Consider the following 16,173-nt stretch of genomic DNA (forward strand, 5'->3'; position numbering starts at 1 on the left):
TGACAGTAACCCGCATTCAGCTACAAAGTTGTCGAGATTCAGGCTGAAACGGTCTCGGTTTCTGCGAGTTTCCGTAAAGATTCGTCGTACGGAGCCTTCGCCACGCCACGTTCGGTGATGATCGCCGTCACATACTTGCTGGGCGTCACGTCAAACGCCGGGTTCTCGATGCGCACGTTGTCGGGCGTCATCTGCTTGCCCGCGATGTGCGTCACCTCGCGCCCGTTGCGCTGCTCAATCGGAATCTTCGAACCATCCGGCGTATCGAGATCGATAGTGGACCACGGCGCCGCAACATAAAACGGAATGCCGTGCTCCTTGGCGAGCACCGCAACCGTGTACGTGCCGATCTTGTTGGCCACGTCGCCATTCGCCGCGATGCGGTCCGCGCCCACCACCACCGCCTGGATCTTGCCCTGCGCCATCATCGCGCCCGCCATGTTGTCGCTGATGACGGTGGTATCAATGCCATCCTTCATCAGCTCCCATGCGGTCAGGCGTGCGCCTTGCAGGAACGGGCGGGTCTCGTCCGCGAATACCCGAATGTTCTTGCCGCTCTCCACCGCCGCTCGAATGACGCCGAGCGCCGTGCCGTAACCTGCGGTAGCGAGCGCGCCGGCGTTGCAATGCGTCAGCACGCCACCTTCACTCGGCATCAGCACCGCGCCGTTGCGTCCCATTGCCTGGTTCGCCGCGATGTCTTCGAGATGAATGCGCTTGGCTTCGAAGACCATCTCAGCCTTGATCACCGCCAGCGGCATGTTGCTCAGCTCTTCGAATTTGCGCTGCATGCGGCGGATCGCCCAGAAGAGGTTCACGGCGGTCGGCCGCGTCTCGCCCATGGTCCGGCAAATCATGCCGAACATCTGGCGTAATTCACTCAGCGTCGAAGCCTTCGCATCGCGCACGCCGAGGGCAATTCCCATCGCCGCGGTTACTCCGATGGCCGGCGCGCCGCGCACGATCATGTCCTTGATCGCCACCGCGACTTCTTCGTAGGTGCCGCAAGTTACGTAGACTTCCTCGGTCGGAAGCTTGGTCTGGTCAACGAGCACAACGCCTTCGTCCGACCATTCAACAGTCTTGATCACGGATTTCGTCATTACTTCGCCGCGCCCTTCAATTCAACGTGTCTCACACGAACCTCGTCGGAGGTGAAAACTGAGACGAACGGCGCGCCGCCGGCTTCGGATTCCACCGCCGGACGACCCATCGCTTCCAACCGTTCTACCAGGCACATCACGCCTGTGACCTCGAATCCGAACTCGCGGGCGGCAGCAATGGCCTGGATCGTCGAAGAGCCGGTGGTGCATACGTCGTCCACGATCACGACGCGCGAGCCTTTGCCTTTGAAGCCCTCAATGCGGTTCTTCATGCCGTGTTCTTTCTCGGCCTTACGCACGAGAAAGCCCTCGATCTCGCCAGTACCCTCAAGCACGCTGGCAATGGAGACGGCGGTCACAATCGGGTCGGCGCCCATGGTCAGTCCGCCAATCGCCGCAGGGTTCCACCCGCGATTGCGGATTTCGTTGAGGAAAACCAGACCGGTCAGGTGGGCGCCGGCGGCGCTAAGGGTCGTAACCCGACAATCCACGTAGTAGTCGCTGGTGCCCCCGCTAGAGAGCTTGAACTGCCCCAAGGCAAAGCTCTTCTGGGCCAATAACGACAGGAGTTCGCCGCGATGATTCATGCTTCTAAAACGATAACACGCGGGGCTACTCGCTTCGTTAAAACGTCCGATTCGCAGTCGACAGTTCTGTTCGATTACCGATGACCGTTACCGTGGTGCCATAACGGTTACTGACGTGAGTTTCCGGTAAAGGCAACCGTTGAGACACTACACGAATATGCCGATAGAGTTCGACGTGCCGTTGAGCACCGAAAACTCACGTACGACGGCCCTCCGTTGTTCAACGCGGGCGCATTTTCGCGCGCCTCGGAAACAGCAGGGGTTCACACTGATCGAACTGGTTGTGGTGGTCGCGATCATCCTGACGATCGCGGCGATTGCCATTCCCAATTTCATGCAGGCCGTACGGCAAGCGCGAATTGCAAGGGCAGTGGGAGATATTCGCGCGATCGTGAATGACATCCAGGCCTACAACGTCACCTACGATAAGTATCCCGACACCCTCGATGACATCGGTCGCAGTGATACGAAGGATCCCTGGGGAGATCCCTACCAATACCTGAATTTCGCCGATACCAAAGGCAAGGGGAAGCAGCGCAAGGACCGCTTCCTTGTGCCCATCAACAGCTATTTCGACCTGTACAGCATGGGCGAAGACAAACTAAGCGTTCCGCCACTGACGGCTAAACAGAGCCAGGACGACATCATTTATGCCAGTGATGGGTCGTTTGTCGGCTTGGCCTCTGACTACTAAGGAGCAACACTGATGCAGTTTACGACCGCAGTAGTGAAGAGCAAGGTAGCGCGTCGCATCCTGTTGTTGTTCATCGGTTGCGCCCTGTTGCCGGTCACGGTGCTGGCTGTGTTGTCGTTTTACCAAGTCTCCTCACAGCTTCGCGAACAGAGCCTGAAACAATTGCAGCACTCGAGTAAAAGCGAAGGAATGGCCATCTTTCACAACCTCGAGATGGCAGATACAGATCTACAACTTCTCGTGTCCGAGGCGGAACCTTCGTCGAAGCTATCGGCGAGCGATCTCTTGGCGAAACACTTCTTGCGCGTGGGGGCATTCGGTCCCTCTCGAGAGGCGCAGGCGGTCCTCGGCAATTCCATTTCGATGCCGGACCTGACGGAGCAGGAACTACACCACCTCGGAACCGGAAAGGCCTTGCTGCGAAGCATCCCTTGCCGAGTTAACGCCGGCATGGAGTGTCTGCTGATGCTGCGCAAGAGCAAGAATACGAATCTCGTGGTGGCCGGTGAACTCGACCTCGTATTCGTGTTCGAGGCGCGGACGATTCCCCCGGGGCTCGACATGTGTGTATTTTCGGCAGACCGGGCACCGATCTTCTGCCCCGCCGGGGATGCGGCGCTCCAGTCGAATGCGGCGGGGCGGTTCGACCACAGTTCCGACCTTTTTTCCTGGCGGAGTGGATCGGAGACCTATGACGCGGCATATTGGAAGCTGCTGATTACGCCGAGCTTCTTCCAGCAGTCATGGACGATTGTAGTGAGCGCCAACCGTCAAGACGTTCTCGCCCCCATGGCACGCTTTCGCCAGTCGTTCCCATTGCTCATCCTGTTAGTGTTCTGGGTCGTTTTGCTGCTGAGCCTGGTCCAGATCCGCCGCACGCTCGGTCCGCTCGAGAGGCTCGAAGAAGCCACCAAACAGATTGCGGGACGAGACTTCAAAATCTCGCTTGATGTGCACAGCGGCGACGAGTTCGAGAACCTCGCAGACTCCTTCAATGAGATGGCGCGGCAACTGGAGATGCAGTTCAAAGCGATGGAGGAACTCCATTGGGGGACTCTCACAGCGCTTGCCCGAGCCATTGACGCTAAATCCGATTGGACGGCCGGTCATTCCGAACGCGTAACGGTGCTTGCAACTTCGATTGGACGGCGGATGGGACTCTCGCCCGAAGAACTCAACATCATGCACATGGGTGGCTTGTTGCATGACATCGGGAAAATTGGAACGCCGCCCGATGTCTTGGACAAACCTGGCAAACTCACCCCCGACGAGATGCTCACCATGATGAGCCACGTGCAAATCGGCGTGAGAATCCTGGAGCCCATCGCAGGTTTCCGCAAAGCGCTCTCGATCGTGTCACAGCATCACGAGTGGTACGACGGTACCGGCTACCCCAACAAGCTGAAGGGTGAGGAGATCAGTCTTCATGCCCGCATTTTCGCCGTGGCCGACTGCTTCGATGCCCTGACTTCCGATCGCCCTTACCGTAAGGGTCTTCCCACCGTGCAGACGCTGGCGATCATGAAGAGCCAATCAGGAACCCACTTCGATCCCGCCGTCCTAATCGTCTTTTTGGAGATGATGGCCGAAAAAGAGGAGACTCAGCTTGTCGCAAGTACCATCACAAACTGAGCAACGGTTCTTAGTCAGGTCTCTTGCGATTATAACGACCGTTCTGATGCTGAGCTGGTGCTTGGCTTGTCAAGACGCGATTCCTGTTGTTCCGCAACACCTGCTGGGGACTTGGGTCACAGACGATCCGCGCTTTGCCGGCCGCACCTTCGAGATTACCCATACCCACGTCAAAATTGTCCAGGAGCAGGGCGGACAGCCGGTGGTTGAGTCGATTCATAAAATCGAACGCAAGCCCGTTGGGCGCAATACCCTCTTTACTTTCTATACTAGGGACGACGCAGATCCCGACCAGAAACCGGGGAAGATCATCTTCGAGTATGATCCGGGGGACGATGGCGTGATCCATTTCAAGAACCAAGCTCCAGCCTGGAAGAAGCGAGTCGAACCCTTGCTGTGATGTCGCTGGTTCCATTCGATTTCAAGGTTGACGATTCGCGGCACGAACGTGCTTCAATACATTTCGTCATGCGAAGACTTCTCTGTTGGGTTCTGATTCTCGCCGGGACGTGCGTCGCCCAGAAGCCGGCGCCCATTGCGGCGCAACTCGACGCACGCGAACAGCAATTGGAAAAGCTATACGCCGATTATTGGCGGATGGAGTACAAGATCGCCCTCGGCGAATCGAACTTGTCCTCGCGCCCGATTCAAGAACAGATCCGCACCGTCGTCTCGGACGACAAGTTCCTCGTACAACTGAAGAAGGCCAAGTTCACCGATCCGCTGCTGCAAAAACGCCAGAAACTGTTTCTGAACGAAGCGGTGTACACCAAGATCACCAACGATCCGGCCCTCACGGCCGTAGTCGAACAAGTTACCAATCAGGACAATGCAATCCGATACAAGGTCGGTGATCGCTCACTGACTCGCGCGGAACTCACCGATCTGCTCGAGCACAACCCCGATCGCCGTATTCGCGAAGCGGCCTGGCGTGCCGAGACCCAAATCACGAAGGCGAATGGCGACCACATCCGGCAGGCAATCCGTCTGCGCAACGACCTCGCCAGCAAGTACTCCGACGAAATCTTCTCGATGTTCATGCTGCACCGCAAAGGCCTTGAGGTGCAGGACCTCTTCTCCTGGTTCGACCAGATCAAGGAACAAACTGAGCCGGAGTACCAGCGCCTGCTGGCGCAGATGCGGAAAGTCCTCGGTGTTGCGAAGATTGAGCCGTGGGACCTCGACTTCTACTTCGCGAATTTCACCCAATCGTTCGAAGCGCAGAAATTTCCGGTAGCGGAAGGCTGGCCAAAAGCCAAGCAACTCGCACAAGCCCTCGGCTACAACCTCGACTCGGTAGAAATGCACGACGCGGACCTCGGTTTCGGCGGGGCGGCCTATCCGGTCCTGTATGGAAAAGAAGCCAAGATACTGGCGAACCGGTACAAGGGCATCGATTATTACGATCATCTTTTTCACGCCACCGGTCACGCTCTGCACTACGAGCTAATGGATGAGCCCTCCTATCTCATACGCGCGAACTACGCGGAGCCAATGGATGAAGGCACGGCGCAGGTTTTCACTCTTCAGCTTTATCGTCCCGAGGTTGAGATCAAAACGTTTGCTTTGAGCCCGGCACAGGCACGGCAGATGGGAACCAGCTATCGTCTGCGCCAGCTAATGGAGGTGCGGGGCACTATCGCCGACGCGCTCTCGGAGTTCGAGACCTATGGCGATCCCGATCAGGATCCGTCGGCGGTATACAACCGCATCCACTCGCAGTATCTCGGCGTGGATATGCACGACGAGCCAGTGTGGGCATTCAATTCACTGTACGGATCTGACCCGATCTACCTTCAGAGTCTTGTTGTCGGCGACATGGTGGCTCACCAGATCGTTCATCACATCGACCAGCAGTACGGCCGCACTTGGGGCAAGGCCGCCGGGGAAGAACTTAAGGCTGATTTCTTCGCGCGCGGCGCCGAGATGACCATTGACGAGTACATGAAAAAAGGCACCGGCGAGGCCCTGACGCCGCGCTACCTGGTCCGCTTCCTCAGCGGATCACTCACGCTGCAATAGAAAAACCCCGCGTTCGCGGGGTTTGTTTGAATCACGCCCGCCTAATTTTGCAGAGACTTCGGGTCCGACTTATTGACCGGCGAGTGATGATTTAACACGGAGAGCAGCTTCGACGCCGATGCCGGCGCGCCGACTTTGCCGAGGCGAATAATGTCTTTCGCCGAGAGCTCGCGTCCGTAGAGCTTATGGTTAGCGCTACCATCCGAGCGCAGTGTCGTGCCTTCGAGCGAGATACCCGCGAACAATCCGCGCGATCGAGAATACGACAAGATCTCCGCGCGCATCACTACGTCGGTCGCGGCCTGCGCGTTGCGACCCTTCGGACCAGCAGCAGCCGCGGCATCCGCTCCAAGCTTCACTTTGCTCTTCAATAGTGAGGACGCGCCACGTGTGTTCATCACCAGCAGCACGAAGTCTGTCTCTTCGCCGCCAAGCTGAAAGCCAATGTTCCCGCCCTCAAGCGCATAGAGCGCCGGTGCGCTCCAGTGCCCGGTGTAGTGTTCGCCCGTGCGGCAGGTCATAATGCCGCGCCCGTAATTTCCTCCGATACCGATCGCAAACTTCTTCACCGAAGGCAGCACGATCACGCACTCAGCTTTGTCGAGCAGGTCTTGCGGGATGTTGTCGGGAATATTCAGGATCTCGCCCATCACGGTGCCGGCTTCTTCAACGCGATCAGCTTCGTGTTCACCGGTGGATGCGAGAGACAATGTGGGAGCCATCAGCAGCCCAAGCAGGGCCGCAATCCAGCGCTTCATTCCTTACCCTCCGTGTTTCCAATACATGATGAAGTCATAAATCGAGAGGCCAGCGAAGGGGCGCGGTGCAATCGTTATCACCAACATTACCAGACCGCAGAACGCTATCCAACGTCGCGGCTTATCGAGCGGCGGATATTCCGGCACCCACGGGTGGCGAATTGCGATCGCCAGGAAAATGGCCCACAGCAACCAACCCAGGAACAAGAAAAACGACAGCCCAAAGAGAGCGATGATGGTGCAAATCGAAATCCATCGATGTGTGCGCGGCCAGACGCTGGCAAGAATGTGCCCGCCGTCGAGTTGCCCGCCGGGCAGCAGGTTCAGTGAAGTGGCAAACATGCCGAACCATGCCGCAATCGCGATCGGATGCAGCGCGGTTTGGCTCAGGGCCACGCGCGGCCCGCAGACAATATGTGCCAGATGGAATACCAGGGGAAAGCCAAAATCAATCGGTTCGCCAGATCCCGCGCGCGAAAGCGCCAGCCCGAGGAACAGCAAAGGCATCGCGACGACGAATCCGGCAATCGGTCCACCAATGCCGATATCGAAGAGCGCCTTGCGCGATCGGATCGGCGACTTGATCCGGATGAACGCACCAAGTGTCCCAATCAAAGTCGGCGCCGGAAGAAAATAGGGCAGCGTCGCAAGCACATGGTAACGCCGGCAATAGACGTAGTGCCCCATCTCGTGCGCGAGCAGGATCCCCATCAGGGACAGCGCAAACGGCAGGCCAAGCAGCAAGTTCGAAGGTTGATGCAGAACCCAAAGCAGCGGGAAAGGGAAGCCATCGCCAATCAGCGGCTGATGGTGCATGAAGTTGTCCTGAAACTTAGCTCCCACCGTCAGCGTTGTAAAGAACGTGAGCGCCAGCAACAGTGCATGCAGCCAATACCGCGTCTTTACGCGGGGATAGTAGTACACCGGTACGGGATAATCGTATTCCGGGGATTCCGTTGGCAGAGGGGTATTCGGGTCAGACATGCTCAGGACGCCCTCCATAATCTCATGTCGGTGCCAGTTGAGATACCGACCCTGCCCGGGAACGGAACTACCGCAAATCGTCACAAAAGTATGCACTGTTCGGCCCGACTCTGGTGCTATACCAGAGTCGAGTCAGGAGTCCTGTATGCGGATTGGTATGCGGGCGTCCCTGGTAGCATCGTTACTTTGGATCGCGGTTCCCGTTTTCGCGCAGCATGGCGCGAGCAGTTCCTCGGGATCCACCGGCGCATCTTCGAGCGGATCCTCTTCGTCTGGTGGTGGTGGCGGACACTCTTCGGGTGGCGGATCGAGTTCCAGTGGGGGTTCTTCTTCGAGCCACAGCAGCGGCGGAACGAGTTCTTCTGGCGGTTCTCACAACAGCAGTTCCGGAAGTGGTGGGCACTCCGCTTCTCCATCGCCCGGTAACGTGGCCCGCTCCGAAGTCTCACCACGGGATAGCGGACACAAGCAGCCGCCAGCCTCTCAGTCAGTGACCGATCGCGCGAAAACCAGCCGGGATAAAGATAAGAATGTTCCGAAACATCCGCAGCCGGCGACCGCCCAGCGGAAAACCGGTCTACGCAGCGATCATAACGACCACGACCACGATCACCACCATCATCACGACCACTGGTGGAAACATCATCATCACCATCACGGCGCATACGCCGCGAACGATTTCTCGTATGAACCGTGCCGCTTCGAGCCCGACGAACAGTTTGACAGCATGGAAATTCGGCTTTCGCCCGATAGCCAGCAGCGGTGGGAACTTCTAGGGAACTGCTCAGATCGGCGATGGAGGTTGACGAACTGGGGGTTTGGATTGCCCAGCAAAACTGAGCAGAATGGCTCGAAGACGGGATCGCAGCCAAGTGGGACGGACCTGCCGCTGCCTAACATTCCGACGGATCCGCCAACGCCGAACTAATCGATCGACTGTAGTTCTTTTCCCGGCTTAAACCGCACCGCCTTGCCCGGCGGAATGTTCACTTCCGCGCCGGTGCGCGGATTGCGGCCAATGCCGGTTTTGCGAGGGCGCACGTTAAAGACGCCAAAGCCGCGGAGTTCAATGCGGTCGCCGCGCGACAAGGCCTTCTTCATGCTCTCAAACACGGTCTCGACGGCCAGCTCGGCTTTGGTCTTGGTTACGCCGGTCTTGTTCACCACTTCGTTGATGATGTCCAGCTTGATCACGGTTGGGCTCCGGGTAAAGGTGGTGACAGCACGCCTATCCTGCTCTAAATCCATGACATACACAGAATGGCTGAATGCGAATCGTAAGTGGAACCGCGCCCATTGTCAATCATGGTCATTGCCTTTTAAGATGGCCACTGACTTCCCAAGTTCCACGACCTGACCTTCTCAACGGAGACCCATGGCCATCAAGAGTGACCGCTGGATACGCCGCATGGCGCAAGAACACGACATGATCAACCCCTTTTACGAGAAGCAGATGCGCCAAGGGGTCATTTCTTACGGCCTGTCGTCCTACGGCTACGACCTGCGCGTGGCGGACGAATTCAAGATCTTTACCAACGTCAACAACGCCATCGTCGACCCCAAACACTTCGACGAGAAGTCCTTTGTCACCATAACCAGCGACGTCTGCATCGTGCCGCCGAACTCCTTCGCCCTCGCGCGCTCGGTCGAATACTTCAAAATCCCGCGCGACGTGCTGACCATCTGCGTTGGCAAGAGCACCTACGCTCGCTGCGGCATCATCGTGAACGTCACGCCCTTCGAGCCCGAGTGGGAGGGCTACGTCACCCTCGAAATCTCGAACACCACGCCGCTGCCGGCGAAGATCTATGCCAACGAAGGCCTCTGCCAGATCCTGTTCTTCCAGAGCGATGAGGTTTGCGAGATCAGCTATAAGGACAAAAAGGGCAAGTACCAGTCGCAGAAGGGAATCGTGTTGCCGAAGCTGTAATGCCCATCGAAATTCGAATAGCGAACGCCGCGGATATCCCCGCCATGCTGGGGGTGATCAACGCGGCGTTCGCTATCGAGACCTTCCTCGAAGGCCAGCGCGCCGATGCAGCGCGAATCGAAGAGATGATGGAGAAGGGCAAATTCTTCGTCGTGCTCGACAACGGCGAGATCGTTGCATCCATCTACGTCGAACCGCGCGGTGAGCGATCCCTCCTCGCGATGCTCGCAGTACACCCGAAGAAGCAGGGCAGTCCTCTGGCCTTCCGATTGGCGCGTGCTGCCGAAGCCCACTGCCGCGAGCAGGGCTGCAAGTTCGCCGACATCACCGTACTCAGCCAGCGGACCGAATTGCCACCGGTGTATGAACGGTTCGGCTATCGTCTGACCGGGACGAAGGAGTTCGAATCCACGCAGCAGTTGAAAGACGGCGTGCAGTGCCACACGCTGCTGCTGACCAAAGAGCTCTGACCAATGCAAAAGCCCCGCTCAGCGGGGCTTTCACGTTCAATCTTGTTCCGACCTATTTCTCGGATTCCTTGTAGATGTATTTGATGCTGGGCTTATAGATCAGCAGGTTCGCGCCATTGCTTCGCGTGATCTTCAGGCAGGTCTTGTCGTACCACTCGATGCTGCCGTGGATCTCTTCGCCGTCCTGCAGCACGAAGACCATCGGCGTTTTTGCCTGCATCTGTTTCTGGTAATAGAAATTTTCGGCGTGGGTCTGTTCGGCTGGAGGTGTCTTCTTGCCCGCGCCCCCGCCGCCATTCATGGGGCGTTCGCGTCGTTCCTGCATCTGCTCACTGCGTGCGTGGTCGGGACGTCCGAGCGAAGGCCGAATCAATTTACGATTCGAGAAATCCGGTTCCAGGGCGCGGCCGACCGCAGTGGAATCCATAGAATCTTTCATGGTGCGTCTCCTGATAAGGCGACGTCACTCCCAAAAGCACTCACCGTGGTGGCGCGCACAGGTGGCTTCGTAAGACAGCTCAGCCGAGGGATGCGCTGGTCCGCGAGTGTACTAAGGTGTGAACTTGCTGCCTACCGTATCACAGGCTTTTCCGGGAGACAATCACCCTAAGTATTAGGGACGGTTACTTTCGGCTAACCCCACCCTCCATTGCCCCTCAGGCGCGTTCCAGCGACGTGGCAAAGGCGTCTAGGGATAAGCTGCGCAACAGGTTACGCCGCATGCCCGTCTCCACCTCACCAAGCTTGAGCGCCGCCTTTTGCACCCATCCCAAATCAACCGATTGTGCCAGCTTGGTTAATTCGCTGCCCAAGTCCGTGTTTCGGACCAATTTGGGAGTACCGGAAAGTAAATACAGAAGGTCCTGCAGCAGAGAGTAGCTCGCCCGGATCAGTTGGTCGGTTTTCTCTTTTCCTTCCGCTCCTGCGCGGTAGCCCTCCGTCACTTTGAAGAGCTCGGTATGGTCCTGCGCCGCGACGGAAGATCGCAACAACGTCAGGGCATCCTGACGCGCCGCCGTGTACGCCGCGAGATCGAAGGTCCTGGCCTGGCCGATACCACCCCCGCAGAGACGTGCCACCAGCGCCCGCTGCCGCGCCGCCCACTCCGGACGCTCTTTCTCCAGATAACTCTCCACATCTTCCGGCGCGATCGCTTCCAGCCGCAATTGCACACAACGCGAACGAATCGTCGCCAGCAGGGAACTGGGATTTTCCGAAAGCAGGAAGATCGTCGCAAATTCCGGCGGCTCCTCCAGAATTTTCAGCAGCGAGTTCGCCGCCTCCTTCATGAAGTTGGCGGTAGGGAAGATGTAAACCTTGTGCTCGCCCTGCGTCGGCTTGTAATAGATGTGCCCAATCACGTGGCGCACCTGGTCCACCTTCACCAGCATCTGCGGCGGATCAGGCGGAATGATGAGCACGTCCGGATGCGTCTGCACCAGGATGCGAGTTTCCTTTTTGTCGGTCTCGCGCAGGCCCTCACGCGCCTCGACAGCCTCCGTAAATCGCGCATCGAGATCGTCCGCTTGCGCAATCCGCTCGCAGTTTGAGCAGCGTCCACAGAAATCGGGCAGGCCGTCGTCGGTCATCGGCGGCTCAAGGCAGTTCATCGCCTTGGCAATCATCTGCGCCAGTGTGAACTTGCCGCTACCGCGCGGCCCGCTCAGGATCACCGCATGTGGGAACCGCCCGCGCCCAAGCATTTCGCGCGCTGATTGAACCGTGGCAGGATTGCCGTGGAAGTCGGAGAAGGGCATTGAGAATAAGTTAGCAGGTTCGGGCTTCTATTTCCGTCGTCCCTGCACCTCAAGATATTCCGCATCATGCGACATCCCGCCGCTCGGATGATTGTTCGCATTCGCAAAAATCTGCTCGATGTCCGAAGCGAGTTTCTGCTGGTTCTCTGGATCGAGCCGCGCAAATGCCATCTTCGTCGGCCCAAACCATTCGCGGAAGAGGTTCACGACGTCCATCGGTTTCATCTCGGCGTATTCAGCGCGGGCCCGCACCTTCTGCATTTTCAACTCGAACCCATCGCCGAGCCGCTGGCGAACCACGTCCTCCACGCCCCACATCGACGGCGGCTGCAGCCCCGGAGGTGGCGGAAGATATTTTGCAGTTGCACGGAAGATCTGGCCCGGAACGCCTTCTGGCGTCCAATTGCCCATCGCGACCATCCCTCCAGGTTTGCAAACCCGTTTCAACTCTGCCGCTACGCGCTCCGGACGCGGCGCGAACATCGCGCCAAACATCGAGTACACCACGTCGAACGACGCATCTTCAAACGGCAACTCTTCGGCATCGCCTTCGATGAAGTTGATCGCCAGTTTTTCCGCGGCGGCTCGCTCCCGCGCCTGCGCGAGCAGGTTCGTCGCTATGTCAACACCGGTCACATTTGCGCCCTTGTGTGCCGCCGGAAGTGCTTGGTTGCCGGTCCCGCACGCGATGTCGAGTACCTTCATCCCCGGCTTCAAATCGAGCCGATCCACGAAGTCCTCGCCCCACTTGCGGTTCAGTGCAGCGATCTTGCCGAAGTCGCCGGCCATCCAACTGGCCTTCATCTGGCCCTTCAATGCAGATAAGTCCGGCGCTTGCGCTCCCATCATCATCCTCCGTGGCGAGGATTCTACAAGGATTGTCCGTCACCTTGGGCGGGTTCGTCCCGCAGCCATTTGCGCATTTGGGGAAACGGAGGCCGCCCGAGTTTCTCGGCTTGCCTCGGCTCCGCAGTCATCTCCATCCATTGCAGCAGCGGCACTCCGAAGAATTGTCCCTTGCGAAAATTCTCTACGATGTTGGCGCCGCCGCCCTTATATCCATTCGCATGGAAGACGATGAGCGGATCGATCCCGATGTGCAGCGCCGCCGCATACGACCACGCGATCGCCGCCATCTCAAAGCCGGCGTCCTCGCCTGCGTGTTCCCCCGTTGTGCGCCGATCTTCTGGCGTCATCACCGCGAGGTGTCCTGCTTCATGCAATATGTCGCCCGGATACAGCAGCTGTGCCTCGTCCACAAGGATCACGCTGCCTTCAATCCTCAGGCCCGGCAGGAAATTCTCGCCCGTCAGTTCGACAGTACGAATCTCCAGTCCGATTTCTGTGACGAACGCGGCAATCTGCGCGGTGACTGGATCGCGAAATGGCATATGCTTCCGCGACAATTATCGGTTGTCCGTCAAATGCCTATGAAACTCGTTGCCCTCATCGCCGCCCTTGCTCTCACCACCGCCTGCGCCAAAAGTCCCGCGCCCATCACCCAGCAGGAAGTCGTCCAGAGAAGCCAGGAACTCTTCGACGCCGTGGCCGTAGGCAACAAGGACCCCTGGCAGAAGTACTTCGCGGACGACGTTCTCTACTTCGACGAAAAAGGCCGCGCCATGGACAAAACGGCACTCGTGGCCGACGTCGAACCCCTGCCCAAGGGTTACTCCGGTGAGATCAAGCTCGTGAACTCGAAGTTCCATCTCGAGGGCAACACCGCCATCAATTCCTACGACATGAATGAGACAGAGACGATCTTCGGCCAGGAAATGCACGCCCGATATCACGAGACCGACACCTGGATGTATCGCAACAGCCAATGGCAAATCGTAGCCGGACAAGTGCTGCGCTACTACGAAGATCCTGCCCCAGGCGCGGTTGACGAGAAGAAACTGAAAGACTACGTCGGCACCTACGAACTCGCCGCTGGCGACCGTGCCACCGTCGCCGTGGAAGCAGGGCGCCTCACGTTGAAGCGTGGCTCACGCCCTGCGGTCGAACTCATTCCCGAAGGCTGCGACATTTTCTTCCGCAAGGGTGTCGAAGGCCGACGTGTCTTCCACTTCACCAAAGGCAAGGTCGATTCCATGATCGACCGCCGTAACAACGAAGATGTTGTCTGGAAGAAAGTCTCGGACAAGACGGCCAGCTAGTCGGCTTTTGCTCAACCTGCCTTTTGCCATTTAGAATCAACGCTTGAGCCTCACGCCCTCAATCTTGCCAGAGCAGTCTGAGTAGACCGTCATGCTCAAGCAATCTGAGGCGATTGTCCTCCGCACCTATCCAATGCGCGAGGCCGATCTGCTGGTGACGCTGTTTACCCGCGCGGAAGGCAAAATCAAAGGCGTGGCGAAAGCGGCCAAGAAGTCGCGCCGCCGGTTTGGCGGGGCACTCGAACCGCTGACGCATGTGCGGGTGTATTACGAAGATCGCGAGCGACAGGAACTGACCCGGTTGGACTCGTGCGATGTGCTGGCGAGTCCGATGTCGGCAGAGGTGGATTATCCGCGAGCGCTGGCGTTAGGGCACGTCGCCGAAGTCATCGACGACCTGCTGCCGGACCGCGAGCCGAATGACGCGGTTTTCCGGCTCTCGTTGGCGGTGCTGGGACAGTTGGTTCCCGGAGCGGTCTGGATGCCGCTGACGTATTTCGATCTTTGGATGGTGCGGCTGGCAGGCTTTCTTCCCGACCTGATGCATTGCGTGGTCTGCGGAGAAGAGCTGGATGACCGGGCGTTCTTCCATCCGCTGGTGGATGGCCTGGTGTGCGCGAACGATAAGCGCCTGGCCTCAACCGAGTTGACGGTGGAATCGCGCGCCATCGCGGATTTGATGTTTCGGGCCCCGTTAGAGAATTTTGCCGGCGCGCCATGGCCGCGCCAACGTTGTGCCGACTTACGCCGCTTCTTGGTGCAAATCCTGGAGCGGCACTTAGAAAAGAAGCTGGTCACCGTGACCATGCTCGACAAATTGGACTGACCCACCGCTTTTGGCACTTCTCAGGTTAATTTTCCGCAAAGGCGGCGGGCTTTCAGGAGATTGATGGCTGTCAATCTCTGTAGAATTGGAATTTAAGACCGTGTCCTCTGACTGTCATAAGAATCCGCTCACTTTCCAGCAACTCATCCTTCGCCTGCAAAATTTCTGGGCCGAACATGGCTGCATCCTGCAACAACCGCACGACGTGGAAGTAGGCGCCGGCACCATGGCCCCGGAAACTTTCCTTCGTGTGCTCGGCCCCAAGCCCTACAGTGTCGCCTATGTGCAGCCCTCGCGGCGCCCCGCCGATGGCCGCTACGGCGAGAACCCGAATCGGCTCTACAAGCACACTCAGTACCAGGTCATCCTCAAGCCACCGCCGCAGAACGTGCAGGAGTTGTACCTCGAATCACTGGCGGCGATCGGCATTGATCTCTCGAAGCACGATATCAAGTTCGAGGAAGACAACTGGGAGTCGCCAACGCTCGGCGCGTGGGGCATTGGCTGGCAGGTGATGCTCGACGGCCTCGAGATCACCCAGTTCACGTACTTCCAGCAGTGCGGCGGCGTCGATCTCGACCCGATCGCGGCCGAGCTGACCTACGGTCTGGAGCGCATCGCTGCGTTCTTACAAGACGTGGATTCGATTTACGACATCGTGTGGGTCGTCGGGCCAGACGGCAAGCCGGTCACCTATGGCGACGTTCGTCTTGCCGACGAATTGCAGTACTCGGTTTACAACTTTGAAAAAGCCGATGTAACGAAACTCTGGCAGCACTTCGATCTGTTTGAAGCCGAAGCCAAGGCGCTACTCGACGAATATCACGCATCAAGCCGAGCGCCAAAGAAGGGCAAGGCTCCGGAGGCCCCGCAGTTCACGGCCTCGGAGAAATCGCGTTTCCCGATCCTCGCGGCTTCGGATCTGACCTTGAAATGCTCGCACATGTTCAACATCCTCGACGCCCGCGGCGCGATCAGCGTAACCGAGCGTGTAGGCGTAATCGCGCGCGTCAGAGCACTGGCCGTAGCCGCAGCCAAGGCGTGGGTAAGCCAGCAAGCGGCTGCACCAGAAGAAGCAGCCGAGGCAACCGCCAGTGCATAGAGTCAAAACAGTGAACCACGAAGGACACAAAGGACCACGAAGGAATCAGAAAAATCTCGAAAAACCTTCGTGATCCTTCGTGCCCTTCGTGGTGAAAGATTTTGATTTTTGACGGCAGTAACGAACCTTTGTGACCCGGCTCACATACG

Annotated in this window: 20 protein-coding genes; 11 read left to right on the plus strand and 9 right to left on the minus strand. The window is 58.1% G+C overall.

Translation table 11 applies throughout. The features are described 5' to 3' along the window. Nucleotides 1-38: 38 nt before the first annotated feature. Together mtnA and pyrE are read right to left on the minus strand one after the other, a co-directional pair. Entirely contained in the window at nt 39-1,103 is a 1,065-nt protein-coding gene (gene mtnA / locus ACID345_RS06045) for an S-methyl-5-thioribose-1-phosphate isomerase (protein ID WP_011521980.1), read from the minus strand. Next, nucleotides 1,103-1,690, minus strand: a complete 588-nt coding sequence (pyrE, locus tag ACID345_RS06050; RefSeq protein ID WP_011521981.1) for an orotate phosphoribosyltransferase — start codon at nt 1,688-1,690, stop codon at nt 1,103-1,105. Before pyrE ends, mtnA begins: the two co-directional genes overlap by 1 nt. 157 nt (nt 1,691-1,847) lie before the next feature. Here pyrE and ACID345_RS06055 point away from each other — a divergent pair, with 157 nt between their 5' ends. From ACID345_RS06055 to ACID345_RS06070, 4 genes are all read left to right on the plus strand, one after another. Beyond that, nucleotides 1,848-2,384 (plus strand): type II secretion system protein, encoded by a 537-nt coding sequence (locus ACID345_RS06055; protein ID WP_011521982.1) that lies wholly within the window; start codon nt 1,848-1,850, stop codon nt 2,382-2,384. Nucleotides 2,385-2,396: 12 nt separating this feature from the next. Beyond that, entirely contained in the window at nt 2,397-4,016 is a 1,620-nt protein-coding gene (locus ACID345_RS25180; RefSeq protein ID WP_011521983.1) for an HD-GYP domain-containing protein, read from the plus strand. Nucleotides 4,017-4,077: 61 nt separating this feature from the next. After that, entirely contained in the window at nt 4,078-4,416 is a 339-nt protein-coding gene (locus tag ACID345_RS06065; protein WP_148210037.1) for a hypothetical protein, read from the plus strand. Nucleotides 4,417-4,484: 68 nt separating this feature from the next. Beyond that, nucleotides 4,485-6,038 carry a M3 family metallopeptidase gene (locus ACID345_RS06070; protein ID WP_187148954.1) on the plus strand — a complete coding sequence of 518 codons (1,554 nt, stop codon included), beginning with the start codon at nt 4,485-4,487 and terminating at the stop codon, nt 6,036-6,038. Between the two features lie 41 nt (nt 6,039-6,079). Here the strand turns inward: ACID345_RS06070 and ACID345_RS06075 are convergent, their stop codons facing one another. Together ACID345_RS06075 and ACID345_RS06080 are read right to left on the minus strand one after the other, a co-directional pair. Further along, nucleotides 6,080-6,796 carry a lipid-binding SYLF domain-containing protein gene (locus tag ACID345_RS06075; protein WP_011521986.1) on the minus strand — a complete coding sequence of 239 codons (717 nt, stop codon included), beginning with the start codon at nt 6,794-6,796 and terminating at the stop codon, nt 6,080-6,082. A 3-nt stretch (nt 6,797-6,799) separates the two neighbouring features. After that, nucleotides 6,800-7,780 (minus strand): site-2 protease family protein, encoded by a 981-nt coding sequence (locus ACID345_RS06080; RefSeq protein ID WP_011521987.1) that lies wholly within the window; start codon nt 7,778-7,780, stop codon nt 6,800-6,802. Between the two features lie 186 nt (nt 7,781-7,966). Between ACID345_RS06080 and ACID345_RS26235 the strand changes: the two genes are divergently transcribed. After that, complete coding sequence (locus ACID345_RS26235) at nt 7,967-8,206, plus strand: hypothetical protein (RefSeq protein ID WP_011521988.1); 240 nt, start codon at nt 7,967-7,969, stop codon at nt 8,204-8,206. A gap of 104 nt (nt 8,207-8,310) precedes the next feature. Beyond that, nucleotides 8,311-8,556, plus strand: a complete 246-nt coding sequence (locus ACID345_RS26865) for a hypothetical protein (protein WP_011521989.1) — start codon at nt 8,311-8,313, stop codon at nt 8,554-8,556. A gap of 148 nt (nt 8,557-8,704) precedes the next feature. Here the strand turns inward: ACID345_RS26865 and ACID345_RS06095 are convergent, their stop codons facing one another. Next, nucleotides 8,705-9,028, minus strand: a complete 324-nt coding sequence (locus ACID345_RS06095; RefSeq protein WP_011521990.1) for an HU family DNA-binding protein — start codon at nt 9,026-9,028, stop codon at nt 8,705-8,707. A 127-nt stretch (nt 9,029-9,155) separates the two neighbouring features. Between ACID345_RS06095 and dcd the strand changes: the two genes are divergently transcribed. Together dcd and ACID345_RS25185 are read left to right on the plus strand one after the other, a co-directional pair. Further along, nucleotides 9,156-9,710: a dCTP deaminase gene (gene dcd / locus ACID345_RS06100; RefSeq protein ID WP_011521991.1), complete on the plus strand. Its 555-nt coding sequence runs from the start codon at nt 9,156-9,158 to the stop codon at nt 9,708-9,710. Beyond that, nucleotides 9,710-10,180, plus strand: coding sequence for a GNAT family N-acetyltransferase (locus ACID345_RS25185; RefSeq protein ID WP_011521992.1), 471 nt, complete (start codon nt 9,710-9,712; stop codon nt 10,178-10,180). The genes dcd and ACID345_RS25185 overlap by 1 nt, the downstream gene beginning before the upstream one ends. Before the next feature lie 52 nt (nt 10,181-10,232). Here ACID345_RS25185 and ACID345_RS06110 read toward each other — a convergent pair whose 3' ends face one another. The 4 genes from ACID345_RS06110 to ACID345_RS06125 all read right to left on the minus strand — a co-directional run bounded on the left by ACID345_RS06110 (nt 10,233) and on the right by ACID345_RS06125 (nt 13,328). Then, nucleotides 10,233-10,619 (minus strand): Hfq-like protein, encoded by a 387-nt coding sequence (locus ACID345_RS06110; protein ID WP_011521993.1) that lies wholly within the window; start codon nt 10,617-10,619, stop codon nt 10,233-10,235. Nucleotides 10,620-10,836: 217 nt separating this feature from the next. Then, nucleotides 10,837-11,937, minus strand: coding sequence for an ATP-binding protein (locus tag ACID345_RS06115; RefSeq protein WP_011521994.1), 1,101 nt, complete (start codon nt 11,935-11,937; stop codon nt 10,837-10,839). A gap of 27 nt (nt 11,938-11,964) precedes the next feature. Continuing rightward, entirely contained in the window at nt 11,965-12,741 is a 777-nt protein-coding gene (locus ACID345_RS06120) for a class I SAM-dependent methyltransferase (RefSeq protein ID WP_187148955.1), read from the minus strand. 65 nt (nt 12,742-12,806) lie between these two features. Continuing rightward, nucleotides 12,807-13,328, minus strand: coding sequence for a hypothetical protein (locus ACID345_RS06125; RefSeq protein WP_011521996.1), 522 nt, complete (start codon nt 13,326-13,328; stop codon nt 12,807-12,809). 39 nt (nt 13,329-13,367) lie between these two features. Here ACID345_RS06125 and ACID345_RS06130 point away from each other — a divergent pair, with 39 nt between their 5' ends. The 3 genes from ACID345_RS06130 to ACID345_RS06140 all read left to right on the plus strand — a co-directional run bounded on the left by ACID345_RS06130 (nt 13,368) and on the right by ACID345_RS06140 (nt 16,024). Beyond that, complete coding sequence (locus ACID345_RS06130; protein ID WP_011521997.1) at nt 13,368-14,096, plus strand: DUF4440 domain-containing protein; 729 nt, start codon at nt 13,368-13,370, stop codon at nt 14,094-14,096. Between the two features lie 91 nt (nt 14,097-14,187). After that, the gene (gene recO, locus ACID345_RS06135) at nt 14,188-14,922 is read left to right on the plus strand and encodes a DNA repair protein RecO (protein WP_011521998.1); all 735 of its coding nucleotides are present in this window, start codon (nt 14,188-14,190) and stop codon (nt 14,920-14,922) included. Nucleotides 14,923-15,022: 100 nt separating this feature from the next. Further along, entirely contained in the window at nt 15,023-16,024 is a 1,002-nt protein-coding gene (locus ACID345_RS06140; RefSeq protein ID WP_011521999.1) for a glycine--tRNA ligase subunit alpha, read from the plus strand. The last annotated feature ends 149 nt before the right edge of the window (nt 16,025-16,173 follow it).

This window comes from Candidatus Koribacter versatilis Ellin345, assembly GCF_000014005.1.
GTDB classification, from domain to species: Bacteria; Acidobacteriota; Terriglobia; order Terriglobales; family Acidobacteriaceae; genus Korobacter; species Korobacter versatilis_A.